Source organism: Nitrosopumilus ureiphilus (genome assembly GCF_013407185.1).
Classification (GTDB): domain Archaea; phylum Thermoproteota; class Nitrososphaeria; order Nitrososphaerales; family Nitrosopumilaceae; genus Nitrosopumilus; species Nitrosopumilus ureiphilus.
The window spans coordinates 1,933,653-1,951,835 of record NZ_CP026995.1; the positions used below are offsets into that span (position 1 = coordinate 1,933,653).

The 18,183-nt window shown below is 36.5% G+C and carries 12 protein-coding genes and 1 tRNA gene; 5 read left to right on the plus strand and 8 right to left on the minus strand.

The features are described 5' to 3' along the window. Nucleotides 1–5 precede the first annotated feature (5 nt). Nucleotides 6–1,517 (plus strand): tRNA guanosine(15) transglycosylase TgtA, encoded by a 1,512-nt coding sequence (gene tgtA / locus C5F50_RS11555; protein ID WP_179371462.1) that lies wholly within the window; start codon nucleotides 6–8, stop codon nucleotides 1,515–1,517. Between the two features lie 38 nt (nucleotides 1,518–1,555). On the opposite strand, the gene C5F50_RS11560 is transcribed toward tgtA, so the two are convergent. Together C5F50_RS11560 and C5F50_RS11565 are read right to left on the minus strand one after the other, a co-directional pair. Beyond that, nucleotides 1,556–1,858 (minus strand): ATP-binding protein, encoded by a 303-nt coding sequence (locus C5F50_RS11560; protein WP_007403030.1) that lies wholly within the window; start codon nucleotides 1,856–1,858, stop codon nucleotides 1,556–1,558. A gap of 141 nt (nucleotides 1,859–1,999) precedes the next feature. After that, nucleotides 2,000–2,212 carry a hypothetical protein gene (locus C5F50_RS11565; protein ID WP_048115036.1) on the minus strand — a complete coding sequence of 71 codons (213 nt, stop codon included), beginning with the start codon at nucleotides 2,210–2,212 and terminating at the stop codon, nucleotides 2,000–2,002. Between the two features lie 113 nt (nucleotides 2,213–2,325). Between C5F50_RS11565 and C5F50_RS11570 the strand changes: the two genes are divergently transcribed. The 4 genes from C5F50_RS11570 to C5F50_RS11585 all read left to right on the plus strand — a co-directional run bounded on the left by C5F50_RS11570 (nucleotide 2,326) and on the right by C5F50_RS11585 (nucleotide 5,259). Further along, on the plus strand, nucleotides 2,326–3,591 hold the full coding sequence (locus C5F50_RS11570; RefSeq protein ID WP_179371463.1) for an MBL fold metallo-hydrolase: 1,266 nt from the start codon (nucleotides 2,326–2,328) through the stop codon (nucleotides 3,589–3,591). Between the two features lies 1 nt (nucleotide 3,592). Next, entirely contained in the window at nucleotides 3,593–4,435 is an 843-nt protein-coding gene (locus tag C5F50_RS11575; protein WP_179371464.1) for a DNA-3-methyladenine glycosylase 2, read from the plus strand. A gap of 358 nt (nucleotides 4,436–4,793) precedes the next feature. Further along, nucleotides 4,794–4,868 (plus strand) — tRNA-Arg (locus C5F50_RS11580). A 40-nt stretch (nucleotides 4,869–4,908) separates the two neighbouring features. Continuing rightward, nucleotides 4,909–5,259 carry a hypothetical protein gene (locus C5F50_RS11585; protein WP_179371465.1) on the plus strand — a complete coding sequence of 117 codons (351 nt, stop codon included), beginning with the start codon at nucleotides 4,909–4,911 and terminating at the stop codon, nucleotides 5,257–5,259. Here C5F50_RS11585 and C5F50_RS11590 read toward each other — a convergent pair. The 6 genes from C5F50_RS11590 to C5F50_RS11615 all read right to left on the minus strand — a co-directional run bounded on the left by C5F50_RS11590 (nucleotide 5,256) and on the right by C5F50_RS11615 (nucleotide 18,142). Then, nucleotides 5,256–5,717 carry a cupredoxin domain-containing protein gene (locus tag C5F50_RS11590; RefSeq protein WP_179371466.1) on the minus strand — a complete coding sequence of 154 codons (462 nt, stop codon included), beginning with the start codon at nucleotides 5,715–5,717 and terminating at the stop codon, nucleotides 5,256–5,258. The genes C5F50_RS11585 and C5F50_RS11590 overlap by 4 nt on opposite strands. A 52-nt stretch (nucleotides 5,718–5,769) precedes the next feature. Beyond that, nucleotides 5,770–7,353, minus strand: coding sequence for a cytochrome b (locus C5F50_RS11595; RefSeq protein ID WP_179371467.1), 1,584 nt, complete (start codon nucleotides 7,351–7,353; stop codon nucleotides 5,770–5,772). Next, complete coding sequence (locus tag C5F50_RS11600; protein WP_179371468.1) at nucleotides 7,337–7,942, minus strand: Rieske (2Fe-2S) protein; 606 nt, start codon at nucleotides 7,940–7,942, stop codon at nucleotides 7,337–7,339. The genes C5F50_RS11595 and C5F50_RS11600 overlap by 17 nt, the downstream gene beginning before the upstream one ends. A 43-nt stretch (nucleotides 7,943–7,985) precedes the next feature. After that, entirely contained in the window at nucleotides 7,986–11,792 is a 3,807-nt protein-coding gene (locus C5F50_RS11605) for a S8 family serine peptidase (protein WP_179371469.1), read from the minus strand. A 31-nt stretch (nucleotides 11,793–11,823) separates the two neighbouring features. Then, nucleotides 11,824–12,795 (minus strand): methyl-accepting chemotaxis protein, encoded by a 972-nt coding sequence (locus C5F50_RS11610; RefSeq protein WP_179371470.1) that lies wholly within the window; start codon nucleotides 12,793–12,795, stop codon nucleotides 11,824–11,826. A 109-nt stretch (nucleotides 12,796–12,904) separates the two neighbouring features. Further along, on the minus strand, nucleotides 12,905–18,142 hold the full coding sequence (locus tag C5F50_RS11615; RefSeq protein WP_179371471.1) for a hypothetical protein: 5,238 nt from the start codon (nucleotides 18,140–18,142) through the stop codon (nucleotides 12,905–12,907). Between the last annotated feature and the right edge of the window lie 41 nt (nucleotides 18,143–18,183).

The window sequence follows — 18,183 nt, forward strand, 5'->3', positions numbered from 1 at the left end:
ATTACTTGTTTGAAATATCTAAAACAGATTTGGCGGGAAGAATTGGAACTCTTTATACAAATCATGGTAAGATTGAGACGCCAGCTTATGTTCCAGTAATTCATCCAGTAAAACAGACAGTCCCATCAAAAAAAATCCGGGATATTGGTTTTGATTTAGTTATTACAAATGCCTACATTACAAGAAACAATTATGGTGATGAGGCCATAAAAAAAGGAATACACAAAATAATAGATTTTGACGGTGGAATAATGACGGATTCTGGGGGCTATCAAGTTTTAGAATACGGTGATGTCAAAGTTTCACCACCTGAAATGGCAAACTTTGAAAAAGGAATCTTGACTGATTTTGCAATTCCACTTGATAAACCAACTGGATTTGGAATGCCAATAAAAAAAGCAGAAGCATATGTGAAGCATACTCTAGAAGTTTCAAAACAAACACTTGAGAACGGTGAAAAGAACGGTCAAATTTGGATTGGTCCCATTCAGGGTGGAGAACATTTTGAACTTGTTGCAAAATCTACAAAGAGTTTAGTCAAGATTGGTTTTCAAATGCTGGCCTTAGGAAGCCCTGTTGAGTTTATGGAGTCATATGAGTACAGATTATTAGCACAGATGATTGTGGCTGCAAAAAAACAGATGCCGCATTCAATACCTTTGCATCTTTTTGGTGCAGGGCACCCTCTAACAATCCCATTTGCCATAGCATTGGGATGCGACACTTTTGATTCAGCCTCATACATGCTTTATGCAAAACAATCAAGATACATTACAGATGATGGAACTAGATATTTGTCAGATATCATGGCATTTCCTTGCAATTGTGAAATATGTTCAAAATATTCACCAGATGAATTACGCCAGCTTGATGAAGTTGAGAAAACCAATGAATTGGCAGTCCATAACCTATATGCAATTAAACTTGAAGTAGATAAAGTAAAACAGGCAATCCATGAGGGGAGATTATGGGAATATGTAATTAAAAAAGCAAGGGCCCACCCCAAATTATTTGAAATGATTGAGGTAATGACTGAAAACTACGAATTTCTTGGTTTGAGTACGCCAAAATTTAAGAAAAAAGCCATTTTCTTATTCTCTAAAGAAGATCAGTATCGTCCAGAAGTTCAATCATATCATGGAATGATTAGAAAATTCAAATCAAAGAAAAAGAAGTTAGTCATTACAAAAGAATCCAGTACAAAACCAGGATATTTGTCTAATCAGTATATTGGATTAAAAAGAAAATTCAAAGATTTTGATTCATTCCAAGTGTGCCAATATAATCCCATATTGGGATTAATTCCAATTGAGATTTCAGACATATTTCCTGCAGCACATCATGAAACTGCTAGAATTGATTTTGAACCAAAAGAATTTCCCACGTTTGAAAAGACATGGAATGAGTTTTTTGCTAACAACAAGTTTTCAGAGATACATTATGACAAAAAGGATGAGTTTCTAAAATATTTTGTAAAAATTATTCCAAAAGAAATCAAGCGAAAATCAACTGCTTGATTAAAAATAAGAAAAAAGAATGTGCTAAAAGATTCAGCTTATAGTGCTGCGTCTTCTGCCCAACCTTTGATGAAGATACCGTTTTTGTGAAGAGGTACTGGTTGTCCAGCAGTGTAATTCATTGGTCTCATCCAAAAGATTGATTTTGTTGGGCATACACCGATGCATGCACCATCAGAAATACATCTTTCTGGGTAGAAAACAAATGCTTTACCTCTCTTCCAGCCTTCAACTGGTTTTACTCTAAGGACATCAGGACCAAGAGTCGTACAGATTTCTACACATAGTGCACATCCGATACATCTTTGTTCATCAATGTCTGGAAGTATTGCTATTGGCATTACAAAATTAATATTGGTTGATCACTATTTAAACCATGATCGAAATTCATAACTCTGTTATGAAAAAGATCGAGTCAAAACATGTGCGCAGAATTTAGATTAAAAAATTTAAAAAACAAAAAGATAACGTGTTTTGCACGTTTATTTTCTCATTGCGTCTATTTGACCAGAAGTAACCCAGTCAAGTAATTCTGCAGATGAAGGATTTAGATCTGCTTTCTGATTCATCAGATTGTTAACCCAAATCCAGTTAAGTTGGTTTAGGAGTGGTTTGTTTGCTTCGTCACCAGCACGTGTTTTAGCGACGACGGCTTGATCTTGTTGTCCTAACCATTCTTGGAAGCTTCTTCCCATGAGGATCGAATCTTAGCTTACACTAATTAAAGCTTGTGTAGATTCTATGACAGGCATAATGATCGGATAAGCTCTAAGAAGGTTTTAACGTCGATAAAAAGTCATCATAATTCTTGAATGTTAAAGTTTTGGGAGCTGCAAACGAAGTTGGCAGATCGGGATTCTTAGCTAATTGTAATGGAACAAATCTCTTACTAGATTACGGAGTATTATTTGGCAGAAGAGGATCACCGCCACAATATCCACTTCATGTAAAACCCAAAGATCTGGATGCAATAATTATCACTCACGCTCATTTAGATCATTCAGGAAACGTGCCATCGTTGTTTGTTAGTGGCAATACCGATGTTTATGCCACTCCGCCAACATTTGATTTATCAAAATTATTAATTGAAGATATGCTAAAGATTGAAAAAAATTCTCATCCATTTGACCTACCTGAAGTAAATAATATGATGAAAAATGCAAAAGAGATTGGATTTAAGCAAAAAATTACTAAAGGTAACGCAACTTTTGAGTTAAGGGAATCAGGCCATGTGATTGGTGGAAGTACAGTTTTGGTAGAATCAGAGAAAAAACGGCTCTTTTACACGGGGGATATCAAGACTCATGGTTCAAGAATGCTTCGAGAGATGGATTTAGACATCGGAGAAATTGATTTGCTGATTACTGAGAGCACATACGCAAAAAAGGAACAAAAACCTAGAAAAGAATCAGAAGCAGAACTAATAGAATTTGCAAATGAAGTAATGGATAGAAAAGGAATATTATTTATTCCATCATTTTCAGTTGAGCGTTCTCAAGAGATTGCATGTGTTTTAAGGAGTGCAAATTTTAAACATAAAATCATAATGGATGGAATGGCATTAAAAGTAAATGAGATAATGTTTAGATATCCAGAATATCTCAGAGATCCAAAAATATTTTCAGATGCAATAAAGAGTGCAACTTCAATTACAGAACATGCAGATAGAAAGAAAGCAATGGAAGAACCATGTGTTGTTATATCACCAGCGGGAATGCTAGTTGGGGGAAATGCAGTATATTATTTGCAGCAATTGTCTTTTGATAGTAAAAATGGAATAGCTCTTGTTTCCTATCAAGGAGATGGAACACCTGGTAGAAAATTACTAGATACTGGAAAGGTTTCAGCTAGAGGAAAAGATCTTAATGTAGAGGCAGAAGTAAAACAGTTTGAATTTTCAGGACATGCCGACAAAAAAGAATTATTTGACATGATCAAAAAAATTAAGGGAAATCCCAAAGTATTGACTGTTCATGGTGATTCTGAATCATGTGATATGTTTGCACAAGAGATTCATGAAAAATTTGGTTTAGAGGCATTTTCACCGGCAGTTAATGAAGAAATAACTGTCTGATATGCAAAAAAATCGTACAATAAATGTTGAAAATTCAATCAACAGCGGTCAGGTATTTCTTTGGAAAAGAAATGGAGATTATTGGTATGGAATAAATGGTCAAGATATTCTGCGTGTTGATAAAAATGGAATAATCAACTCTTTTCAAAATTCAAAAGTAGATTTTTTTAGAAAAAATGACAATTTAGATGACATTATCAAATCCGTTTCAAAAGACAAAACTGTAAGAAGGGCTCTAAAACAATATTCAGGGTTAAGAATTCTCAGGCAAGATCCCTTTCAATGCTTAATTTCATTTATTGTATCATCAAACTCTAATATACAAAAAATCAAAATGAGTTTAGAAAAATTATCAAAAAAGTTCGGAGTAAAAGCAAAATATGAAAATGAAGAGTTTTTTTTATTTCCAAAGGCAGAAAAACTTGCCAAAGCATCAATTAATGAAATTAAAAGCTGCGGTGTTGGGTATAGGGCTAAATTTATCAATGAAGCAGCAAAGATGATTTTATTTAAAAAAATTGATTTTGAATTCTTGAAAAATTGCAATTATCATGAAACCAAAGAGAATATTCGCACAATTCCTGGAGTTGGAAATAAAGTTGCAGATTGTGTAATGTTGTTTTCACTAGAAAAATTAGAAGCATTCCCACTAGATAGATGGATGATTAGAGTTTTGGAAAAATATTATTCAAACAAATTTCAAATAGATACTACAACAATTACGGAAAAACAATACGATGTTTTACATGAAAAAATTGTAAAACATTTCGGACCATATGCAGGTTATTCACAACAATTTCTCTTTAAAATGGAAAGAGAGAATTATCAAAAAAAGTGGCTCTAAACCCGTGAATTACTTACGACTCTAGTCCTAAGATTCCTTGTTCAATGAGTTTACATGACTATGAGCTTCTCTGAATAGGTAAATTTGCTTATTCTCATGAGTGTGACTCCCCAATATCATCTGAAAAGTGTATAGTTTGAAGTGTTCTCATTCTAGAGGGGCCGCACCACTTTATGTAATGTTGATAAACATTTTTTGAATTGGTTTTTGATTGTAATGCCATAATCTTTTTTTGCAAAGTTCTCAATTACATCATAGTACTGTTTTACCATCAGCTGATGCCGAGTAATGCACTAGAATTTAACTAATCAGTATGTTCGAATAAACCCTTAAAATGGCAATTAATTGCTAGGTTTTTGGGCCTATAGCTCAGCATGGATAGAGTGTTGGACTTCTAATCCAATGGTCAAGGGATCGAAGCCCTTTGGGCCCATTTAACAAAATTATTTATTCTAATTTGCATGTGATGTTTTGTGAAAGATATAGAATTCAAACTTGATTCAACTGAGATTCATCCAAATTCAGAAATTAAAGGAACAATTTTGGTTTCATATCCTGGAAGATATGATGGAGTTGTAATTAACACACAGATTTTAGATTCAAATGAGCACATTGTATACAAATCATACAATGGAAAAAACATATCACAAAATGTTTCAAGATTATTTATCAACAAAGATGTGATGCCAGAAAATAAAGCAGAATTTACAGCATTAATTAAGTTTGATCCAAAACAAGAACATGAAGTAAAATTCAGGGCATCAATCATTGAACAACACAAGGAAATTGAGAGTCAAATAATTTTTGCAAAGTATTCTAACTAGAATCTACTTACTTCAACAATGATTTTTCCTTTCATCCATGGATGTGGTTGGCAGTGATAAGGAACCTCTTGTGGTTCAGTAAATAGGAATTCATATGTGTCACCAGGCTTGAGTACACCGTTAGAACCAAAGTCTCCACTATAACTATCAGTTGTTCTGTGATCAGGAGTTACCGTATGGGCAGTATCGTCATCGTTTTGCCAAGTTACTAGATTATTGACAGATAACAAGACATCTGCTTGGTTTGGTACATAGTTTTGATTTCCTTCAATTACAGCTCCTGGAACAATTTTTATTACAAATTCCTCTTCAGGATTTAAGATAGATTCTGATACTGATGGTTTTGCCAAAGATTCTGGAAGATAAAATGAAGTGTAAAAGACAACAGTTGCAGACATGCCAATTATTAGTGCAATTAGTCCAATCCCATAAGCATGACTAGATGTCGGAGCACTCATAATTTTTTTACGCCTCTCAAGTTCTTATAAAGTTTATTTAGAATTTTTGAGATCATGGTTTTGGAAGGTCTCCAGAACCAAGATTTAGATTGTTATTAGCACCAACTCCTAAATCTGCTTGAGTCTTGGATGTTGGAACCTCAGGTGCCAATTCTTTTGGTTCAGGTTTTCCTTCAGGTAAAGAGTCACCTTCAGGAAGTTTACTTTGTTCAACGGATACTTTAGGTTCTGCAAGTTTTGGTTTTTCTTCTTGCACTGGAACAGGTGCTGGTGGTGCATTCTTTTCTTGACTTAGGGCATATCTGTAGATATGGAAGAATGCTGCAAATACTAACAGAATAATTCCAATAAAGAATAATGATATGTTCTTCATTCCAATCAATGCTGCATTGTAAGCTGCAATGTTGAGGAATACTTGGAATGCCAATAGTGCAACTAGTAACCAGTTAATCCATTTTTCAGAAAGATTGATAGTTGCTACCTTCTTTGGACCAGTATTTTTTGCAAGTTTAGATTTTCTTTCAGCTTCATTTGCAAGTTTGATCATCATGTAAGTAAATCCAAAGCCTAGTGGCACCATCAATATCATTGTTGAATAGAAGAATATCGGATCAATTACCAAACGCTCTACTAATGGAACTGATACATCCGGTGAAATATAGAATCCCCAATAAGTCGTAACCATGATTTGAGCAAGACTAGTAATACCAAATGCTGTAATGATCGGTCTGTCTCTCCAGGAGAATTTCTTGTATCTATCTATGAATGGTATTAGCACTAATGATATGATAAACAACAAAGGCCACAACAGACCTGTTACAAACTTGTCATACTGTGTTCTCATGAATGCATAAATTCCTGTAAGATACCATTCAGGTACAGTTACACCAGGCGGTACCGTGGGTTCAAATTTGAATCCCATGTCAATAGGGAAAACACCGCCAGTAATCAGAATTGCACCGCCTATTGCCATTACCATTGGTACATCAAAGACTAAGAATCTTGGGAAGTGAACTGCCATTAGTCCAAGCATTACAATAGGTAACAAAAAGACATGTTGTGCATAGAATCTCAATACAAAGTCTGAGAACCCACTACCTAATGCCGCATCACGAATTGTCGGTCCTGCCACAGGAATTGATGTTGTCAGAGATGCTGCAATACTAATTGCAAGTTCTGCTCTTTCACTAAAGATAACATCATAGCCAGTAAATGCTTCAAGAATTGTAACAACACCAAGAATGACTCCAGTCATCCACAAAACTTCGTTTCTGATTTTGTATCTTCCACTAAAGTATTGATAATACATGTGAAGAACAGCTAAGAGTACCATTGCATTGGAACCATGATAGTGAATATTTCTAATATGAAAACCAAATGGGACCTCATCATTAATGAATTGAACACTATCCCACGCTCTATCTAACATTGGTTGATAGTAAAACATGAGAAGCGCTCCTGATACTCCAAGGATGATAAACACAGTAAATGTTAGCATTCCCAAAAATCCAAAAGGACTTACAAATCTTGCAGGAAATGAAAACTTGATTGCAGTAAAGATAGTTCTATCTACGCCATCCCAAAGCCAGTAAAAGAAGCCAACAGCTCCAGTTCTTCTTTCAAGCGAAGCGGCCATATCCAATTACTCCATTTTCATTTGCGTTAAACTTTGGTGGTAAAATAAATACAAAACCGTCAGAATCAATTTCAAGAGTCAATTGAGCTAGTGTGTTTGATGGGGCAGCTTGCACTGATGCAGGACCAAGAAAAGCTGTTCCAGTAACAGGATCATACATACTACCATGACAAGGACATTCGCCTCTCTTTCGACCTTCATCTGGCCAATATTTCCACAAACACCAAAGATGCAAACATATCATACTATAGGCTCGAATTGCAGTTGTATCTTTTTTTCCTCCCCCTAATTCTTCAGGAAGTCTAATGAATTGCCACTTTCGAAATGCTTCAGCATCCAGTGCAGTATCGCCAGTTGATGGATATGTGATTACTTCGCCGTGATTAATTGGATAAGTATTGATATTTGCCTGAGTGCCATCAGGTAAAATTACTGGAACTTTTTCAAGAGATGCCTGGTTTGGATTTGGCATGAAATTACCAAATGGGACAAAGGGAGCAAATGCTAATCCTGTTCCTGCGGCACCCATTAACTTTAGAAAGTCTCTTCTGGATAATCCGCCAGACTTTTTTGTCCCAAGCTCTGACATTCAAGCTGACGTACTCGCCAAATTGCTTATAAACCTTGTTCAATTATTTGGGAGGTTTTTGTCTATTGATAAAAATAAACAGTATTCCGATCGCAATTCCGATAACAACACCAATTGCAATACCAGCACTAAAAGATGAATCTGATTCTAGAGATAAATCAGACTTGTCTCTAATTGTAGTTTCAGGGATTTTTACAGGTGTTGTGGCATTGTCTTTCAAGTCAGAAATCATAGATTCAGATTCAATTTGGATTTGTTCATTGTAAGACAACATTTCAGGCGAAATATTTGTAAATTTAGCTGCAAGTGTAATTGGTTCAGTTGTTGAATTTCCGCCAAACAATGTTGAATGAGTCAAAAGTGTGTAAGTTCCTGTTTGGTTTATTGGAACAAAAAGAACAGTTGAAGTATCATCCTTGTTTTTTACTGGGAAAAAACCACCACCTTGACTGAAAAGAGAATTACCCAACCAATCAAGAGAAGGCCATTTTAGAAAATGTCCAAATACACCTGAAGGAACATTGGTTTGTATTATTTTCCCTGATGGATCCATTACAAATACTGCAAGATTTGTATCATCGCTAATCCAGGATAGTTCAATTGCTCCAGAATTAATTGATTCATTTTGAATATCAAAATAATATTGTCTCCAGTCACCTGCCATGTATCGATTAACCATATCAAATGCACCTTTTGTATATCCATTTCCATAAAGTACGTCATCACTTTGTTTTCCTTGAATCAATATTGTTGTCTCGTTTTCAGTTACAGGTTGTTTAATCACAAAAGATACTGGGGCGTTTACAGTATGTCTATCACTTTCAAAAGTTAAAAATCCTTGATAGACTCCTGTCTGCAAATCATTAGGAGTAATCAACGTCACATTAATTGTGGCAGAGTCTTTTGGCGGTACAGATATCATTTCAGATTCTGGCCACAACATGGACCAATTATCTTTTTTATAATAACTTGCAGAAATTGTATAGTCCATAGAAGTTGAGTTTTGTTTTGTGTCACCTAACCAGTATGAATATCTCGTAGGTACTGGATAAACTCCAACTAATGGAACGCCTTCAAACTTTTCATGAGGTTCTGAAATTCTTAATTCCTGAACTGTTCCCCAAGAACCAGCTCTATTAACCATGGATAATTCATCGCTTGTAATTTTTGTATCATTATTGTTGTCAATCCAATCATAAAGATATAACGAAGAAATTTTCAGATCATCAGCATATACATCAGATGTACTATTCATGAAATCACTAAATGGAAAATTAACATTTACTATCATTAGTGATGACTCGTCAGGAATTGGATTTTGTTCATTAAAAAAATCGCCAATGGTTTCATGATTGGTCACATCAGATAGTCTAACATAGTTCGGAATGAATGTATCAGTTTTATTCAAAATAGAATCTTGTTGTCGTACAACGGTTTTCCCATCAAATTGATTTTTTGTGATTAATGACAAGGTCTGTGATTTCACATTAATAGAGAGGGTGTCATTGGTTGGATTTTTAATTGTAAAAGTGGCAGTAGTTCTATCTCCTGGATTCAGTTGACCTCCAAACCAACTAGTCATAGGAAGAGAATTTGAAGAAAGTTGAAATTGATCAAATCCTATTGCAGTTGAATTGATATTTTCAATTGCAGGTTCAAGAATCTTTTTGATATTGTCATATGATGCATCATTGTACACAATGAAAACACCATCATTTCCATGAACATAATTCAAAGCAGATTCAACATTTACTAAACCAGAACCTTGAGTGAAAGGATCGTTTTGTAGATCAGTTGCAGTAGACATTAGGATATTTTTAATCAAAAATGGATCATAATCTTGGGATTGTTTTCTCATCTCCTCCATCAAGATTGCAGCGCTTCCAGAAACTAGTGGTGCAGCCATACTGGTTCCCCCAAATAATGAAAAAGATTCATCTTTGGAATCTTTTTTAATTTTTATAACATTTGATGGAGTAAAACCGTGAGCACCAATACTCATTATGTCAGGTTTTGGATCTCCGATGGAGCCTGGACCTCTACTTGAAAAATCTACAACCTGATCACGGTGAGTTGTAGTATTCCCAAATCGCGGTTGATCTTTGAACGGACCATATCCAACAAATATGTTGTTAGTTGTTGCACCAACTGAAATTCCAAAAGGTGATGCATTTGGCAATCCAATTGTTCCATATCCATGTCCAGAATTTCCTGCACTGGAGATTATTGTAATACCAGGATAATCATCATCTAATGAATGAGGAGTTACAAGTACGCTTAGAATCAATGACAGTACATCCATTCCAGGTGATGCACTAAAAGATGGAAAATTTGATACGCCCCAACTATTAGAAATTATGTCGACTTTGGGTTTGCCTGAAAATTTCCAGGTATGATCTTTGTTTTCAAATCCTGCAGACCACAACCAGCCATAAACTGTATCGCCAAACCATAATGCCTTTACGGGCACAATCTTTGCATCAGGTGCAACACCAACAATAGTATGTTTTTTGGTATTGTTGTAAATATCATATATCTCCTGACCTCGAGAAGTAATGGATGCCGCACTAGAAGTTCCATGACCCATAAAATCACTCATTATACCAAAAAAATTACCATCAGAATCTAATGCGGGTAACAATGTACCATTAATTGCTTTTAATGAATCATCAATGTCAGTTACATTATTTTTAATTACACCATAAACATCAAGAACTTGTGCACCAAATGTTCCTGCACTATAATCATTTTTTCCATCATTGTTTGAATCATAGACTAGAAACTCTTTGCCACTTCCCAGCACAATTGGTTTTTCATCAGTAAAATCAAAGTCATAATTTGGCTTTTGACCTGATTTTAGATCAAATCTAGTGTAATCTTCCCAAGAGGTACTAAGATCAGGAATCATAGTGTCATAAACTCCAGAAATAAATGAATCGACTACAAGAACTGGTACAACTTGTATTCTAGCTAAAGGTCCCTGTAATCCACCTTGGTAGATTACACCAAGATGGTATACGCCACTTTTTGATTTTATGTAATTTCTATTATCGTTTCCAATTTTCATATCTTTGTCTAGTATTCCTTCAAAAATTGGTGATGAACCAAGCTGTGGAAAAAATGAATTATAAATTGGAATTTTACTGCCTTTGCCTCCTTGGGATACATCAAGAAAAACGCCATCTTTATTCACATATGCTGATGAAGTCATGTCTGGAGGAATTGGTTTACTGTAATTTCTAATGATGTCATTTTTATCTATATATGCAAAGAAGGTCGCATTTGTTAGAACAATGCCCTGTCCATCAGGATCAAGCATTATAGGATGATTTATTTTATCTCGTGCAACTGAGTGTTGAATATCAGGATTTGAGAAATCAACACCAGTATCTATAATTGCAATTACAGTACCATTACCTGATGCACCATATTTTTTTTTAGCAACGCTTGAACCAGTGATCTCACCAATTCTTGAAGAATCTGAAATTATATTATCAGACAAATGAAAATCTAATTTGGAATCTTCAATGACATAGTAACCCTGGGAGATAAGGTTGGAAGCTGATTGTTCAGAAAGAACAGAGATATAAAAAAATCCTGTATCAGATTGAATTCCATATAATGAATTATTTTTTAAAAAATCAATGTCTTGTGTATTTGTTCCAAAAATTAAATATCTTTTAAAATCATTCTCTATAAAAAAATCAGAATCAACATCTAATATTTCAGAATCAAATGTCATCGGAGTTTTGACATCATCTAAAACTAAATCTCCAGGAGTTAATGCATAAGAATTTGTCAATACAGATGAAAGAAGTAGCATGGAAAAGAGAATAGCCGCTTTGGGCATTAGTTAATTTGTTTTTATTGTATTATTATAACTATCTTCGTCTAGTAAGAATTGCTACTTGCAATGCAACAATTAATCCAATTGATGCAATAATTGGTAGCATCAATGCATTGAGTTGAGAGGAAGCCTCACTAATGAATTTGACAGATGTTGAAATTGTTCCAATATTTTCATCAATCTGAACACTTGCACGGCCTAAAGTTGTATCAAATCCTTCAATTTCAGATTTGAGTACATTGAGTTCCTCTGATGTCTCACCTAAAATAGAATTTAGTGTAATTATTTGGTCTGAAATTCCTCCTAGATCTTGACTTAGAACATTTGTAGCTGCAGAGCCATGAGATGTGGTTCCTTGACTAAAGGCAACAACATGAAACACGTGAGTGCCTTCTTCTCTTGGAACATAATCAACAAAGTATAATCCTTGATGTAGTGTCTTAAATGAATTTGATAAAGGGACAGATATTCCAGAGGGCAAGTGAACATGAGTAGTTCCCAATAATTTTGAAGGTTCATTTCCAATTAAAAGACCATCACTAGTAGTTTGTACAAATACTCTGATTGGGTGGTTTATTGCAGCAGTTTCAGGTGCAAAGACTAGAGTATTTACAATTCTTTCAACAGGTACATCAAGTAATTCTGTCGTAGATGAAAATTTTACATCGATTTTTTGTGAGACGCCATTTTGTTCAGTACTGATTACTTCCACAGTATATGTTCCATATGGAAAATTAGTTGATGGTTGAGGCCAGGTTAACAGTCCATAATTAAAAGAACCGTCAGACAGAGTAGTTATTTGGTCAAATTTTGCAATAGATTCATCAGGAGCAAAAATTCGTATGATCAGATTTTCTTCAGGCAATCCTTTTCCATAAACTTGTAGAGTATGTGCCGGGGCGTAGACTTTGCTGTTTGTGAATAATTCCAGTTCTTCTGAAAATGAATTAGGAAAATTTACAAATAATAAAAGAATCAGAACAGAAAATACAATTTGAGATTTCATTTTAATTAATTGTCAATGTTCTCCTAGATATTACTTCTGGAAAATTTGTCCATAACTTACGTTAAAGAAGATTCAAAAAAAGAAAAAAGGAAAATGTGAACTAGTTTTCTTACTGTACAGTTATTGTTGTACTAACTGGTGGTGATAATGCCGTAGGATTATCTACTGATTCCCATACAAATGCGGTTGCTGTGTAGCTACCACTTTGAGTTGGAATCCATGATAATGCTGGGCTGAATGATTGACCGCTAGATAGTGAACCTGTAATCCATGCTAGTGAGACTGTAACACCGTTACCATCCTGAATCTGTACCAAGTATGCAAATGCTTGCTCTCTATCCTGACCATTTGCTAAGTCAGCACTGATTTGCACCTGTTGATCAACTGCAACAGTATCTAAACTGTTACCGAATGCGTCAACTGTTCTCAAGTTAGCAGCTGGTGCTCTCTCGAGAGGTGGTACAACAGTACCGATTAGTGAAGTGGCAGTAATATCAAGTTCATCTGCAGTTGTGTATGGATCAGGTAGTGTATTGTCCTCATATTCTGCGGTGACAGTGTCACCTTCTGCGACTCTGAGTCTGTGACCAGATGATTCGTCAGTTACTGTGAAGAACACAGTGCCCTCGAATATTCCGGTTGCCTCATTAGTCTCAGTTACAGTAAGGTCAATACCTCCGGCGTCGGAGTCAGACCACACATCGACATCGAAGTTGTCGACTGATTCTGGATCTAAGTTCATGTCTGGATCAATTACTCTTACAACACCTGTTCCGCTAGCTGGGTAGCTTGCTTCAAGCCACTGTACCTCACCGATATTCCATCTGATAAGTGCTGAACCAACTACAGTTTCATCCTCTGAGAATTCAAAGGATACTGTAAGTCCGTCATCATCATCAGTTTGTAGGAATCCATCAGTTGGGCCTCTGGTATTTTTGTTGTTACCAGAAGCATCACCTGTTCTTGGATTAGTATCGAAACCATTAGTTGCTGTACCTGTAGTGAGATCACCGTCTGCATCATGGCTGAAACCGGTGAGTATTACTTCACCAGTAAATATGCCTGTGTCAGTACCTGTCTCGACTAACTTGTATGTGTCAAGGTTGAATCCTCTAGTTGAGATCTTTATTGGATCTGAATTAGTGTTTCCAATCTCATCAATTAAGTTAGAATCGAAGTTGTGATCAGGTGCGACGATTGTGATGTAGACTTTATCAGTCCAAGTATAGACTTTTTGGTCGAGTTCAACAGTTGCGCCGAAGTTTGATGTAAAGACTGTCAAGTTGACATCTTCATCTTCTTGTCCAACAAAGTCAGCTCCACTTGGTCCCCAGTCAGTATATTCGAGAACTATTTCCTCTCCTCTTTCGAGGTTATCATTATTCAATGATTTAGGAATTTCGATGACAATCTGGAAGATTCCAGTAGAGTCACCTGTTTCTCTAAAGTCTGATGGTTCAGGATCAAAGTCTGCGGCAGTTACACCGGAGATTGCTTTGTCACCCATAGTTGTGGTTGCTGCATCAGAGTCCCACTCGATTACATCGATGTCATAGGTCTCTGCTGAGTCGTTGTCAAGATCCCAGTCAGGTTCAATAATAGTTAGTATCATGTCACTACCGATAATATAGACAGATTTGTCTGACTGCAAAACACCATTTCGAAGATCGAATGTTGCAGAGTCAGTTACTGTGTTTACATCACCTGAGGCATCGGTTGGATCTCTGTATTCTACTGTGATAATATCACCTTGTAAAATACAATAGTTTGCACCGGCTGCGGATGCTGTATCAAATCTATCTGATTCGGAAGTTCCTGAATCACCGTCTAAGCTTGTGAAGACGGTAGTTGCTGGACATTGAGTTGAGGCAGGACCATCAGTATATCTGATGGTAAAGTCAAACTCGAAGATGCCTGCATCTGGAGCAATCTCAGTGATTGGACCGAATGTTCGAACATCTCCAGTTCCACCTGTGCCTGAAGTATTGTTAGCAACGTTAATTCTCTGTGTAGTGCTAGTTGTTGTACCACCTGCATGAGCAAGTAGAACAGAGTTAGCGCCTCTTGAGACTGTAATCTTTACAGGTCCAAAGGCATGAGAAGAATCAACGTTTTGTGCAATAGTATCTTCACCAGATGCTGAAATGTCAAAGTCAGGATCATTGACTCTTATGTGTATAGTCAAGTCACCATTTCCTAGTGTTTTAGCATCACTATCAATACTTGTATTACCAATACCAGTTGCGTGGATTGGGAATACAGATTTACTGTTAGGTGTGGATGCACCAGTGGTACCACCAAAGTCAGCGACTGTACCCCATGGAACTGGGTATACAGTTCTGTCAAGGCTAATAGAACCAGTATTGGCTCTAATGCCTGCAGCATCGCCTACTTCAATAATTTCACCAGATGCATCTCTAAAGTCAAGATAGTTTACTTCAATGTCTGTACCGGTAACGGAAGTTGATACTCCCGATGTGCCAGTAAATCCAGATCTCTTACAATAGTTTGTTGGAATTTGGAAAGCACCAGTAAATACACCTGAATCAGATGCAGTTTCTACTAAAGTGAATCCAGTTTCATCAAGACCGTCATCAATGGCTGCATCTACTGGGGTTCCACATGTAACGGAACCTTGTGCAGAGTTGAGCCATCTTTCATCATCAAATGTGATATCTAACAATTGTCCAAGATTGCCAAAACCAAATGTTGGTTGGCCAGATCTACCGACGGTATCGAAGGCAGGATCACCACTTGTTGAAACAGTTGTATAGATTTCTAATAAATCTGAATCAGTATTAAGGTCTGAGTCTTCCAAAGTAATTGTAACAGTATCAGCAACTTTGTAATTGCTTGAATCAAATGATACTACACCAGAGTGTGTTGGAGCTTCTTCCTGATCTGCAATTTGTGTACTTACGCCGTCTGCACCCAAGTCAAGATAATTGACTCTTGGTGCATCCTCATCAGTCAAGTCTTCAATTACGATAAAGGTTGCTTCATCGTCAATTGGAGATAGAGATTCGTAAGTAGTTACGTCAAGGATGTTTAGCTGATTCAACATTACATACTCTAATGTACCTTCAAACGTACTGGTGTTATCACCAGTTTCTTCTAATTCCAATCTAATGATTTGGTTAGCAACCCTTTCGGATGCTTGTGCACCATCATCTCTAAATCCGAATGAGAAGAAGTCAATTACGAATGGATCAGGAGTTGTATCATCAATAAAGGAACTGTTTGTAACAATCAGCAAGCTGATTGGTGCATTGGCTGCTTGTTCTGAAAACAATCTCAAATTGAGACTTGTATTATTGATGTTAGTAATTGATCTAGCATCAACATCATTTGCTACCATAATTGCGGCTTGATTGGCGCCGGGAGATACGGTAGTTGTTGTCAGTGAACCATTAACAATATAGACATCTACTGTACCAGCAGTTGAATTTATTGCATCCAGTCCTAAGTTGAGGAAGTTAAATCCATGTAATCGGTTAGTTGCAGAAGGTCTTGTATCACCAATAGAATCTCGTAATTTTTCAATAGTAGTGTTCAAGTCAATCAATAATGCATTACTTGTTTTATCACCAGTTACTGCAGTGGCATTTTCAAATATTGCTCTTTGACTGAATGATTCTACTTTGAAATTTACAGATGTTCTATTTTCACCAAATGTGAAAGATACATCTGCATTACCTACATCGTCTGCATCTGCATCTAAACCAGTAATACTGGTATACATTGCAGTTGGAGCAGAACTAACACCCAATGTGAATGGAGTTCCGGTTTTCAATGTTGGCAATAGAGATGTACTATTTGATTGCAAGTCCAAGTCTTCATCTGCTCTGCTATTCTTGTTGGCATCAGAGTCAACTAAGACTACTGGAATCTCTTCACCAGAGCTCCATTCATCATCAATTGGCTGAATGTCAATAGTTGCAAAGCCGAATCCGGCTAGAACAGTTACAGGGGTCTCATTATAATCAATTGTAGCAGAGGTTCCTCTAGCTGCGTTTGAGGTAATTTTGAGAACAGATTTATCTGATTCATCATAAGTACCAAAGACACCGCTATTAGGTCCTTGCTCAGTGATAGTAACTGGAACTGATCCTCTACGTAGCTCGTTTCCTGCCAAAGAGTTTCCTGTTGTTACACAACTGGTTGCAGTATTAGCAGTCGAACATATGAGTTGAGAATCATCGTTGTCTTGTATAGTGAGTACTGGGTTTGTTGCGCCTTGTGTATTTGCATTGACACGGAGTAAACCGTTGGTCTCTACCATCAAAGCACTCAATTTTGGCTTGATGTTAATTACACCGTTTGCAACTGCATCACCTGTCTGTCCACCGTTCTCATCAAAGACTTGGTAATAGGTACCAAATGATGTAGCGTTGGACTTTTGTGTACCAAAGGTCCAAGAGTCTTCATCTGTTGGGTCTATGTTTAACCATAAGTCAGTGACAGTTAGGTGGATTTGAGCATTGCGTGTATATACACTTCTATCCAAGCTTGCGCCTGCATATGCTTCGACGGTATCAAAAGTAAGTGTTGTTGATTGAACACCACCACCTTTGTCGTATTGTACTACGACGTTACCACCGACGCTAAGTGGATATAGCTGGATGAAAGGCCAGAATGCAGCAGTACTTGTTGAGACACCTTTGGTACCATTGATACCAATTTGTCCAATTCCTACTGTGCTACTTGCACCTTGAATGTTAAGCTCTTTTGTTTCTCTTAGTACATTCATTGCTAAAGTACCATTGGTACCACCATCAACACTGATTGTACTACAAACTGCAGTAATTGCACCACCGGTTGAAGAACCGTTGACACCAAATCCCGCAGAATTAGATTGTATTGTTCCATTAGTATTGTTATAGAATGGAACTGCAACACCTACGGAATCTGAAACTGAAATTCCAAGAAAGTTCTTAACATTTGCATCAGAGGAACCACAGAATGTACCAAAGTCTAAACCTTCACCTTTTGCTTGGGAGGAGGTTGTAGAATCTGCAATTTGTGCTTGATCTCTGTCTGCAAAGTAACCATACCAGTTACCATCAACGGCTTGAGCCATTCTAAGCTTTTTGCCGTTTACTGAAACCTTTGGTTCACCTTTGCCTTGATCTGTATCATCAATATCACTATCAATTACAACGACTTCAATTACTTGAGGTCCTGACATGTAATTATCAAACTGTGAGTTTTCTGCGGAAACAAATAGGTTAGCGTTGGCTGCATGTGCTGCTGGCATCATAGATGGAGCAACAATTGTCATACCACCGGCTAACATAATTGTCATTAATGTAAGACTAGTTATTTTTCGTCCTATTTCGTTATTCATGTTATTAGTATTTTTCTTTAAAGTTTGTATTTAAGCCTAAT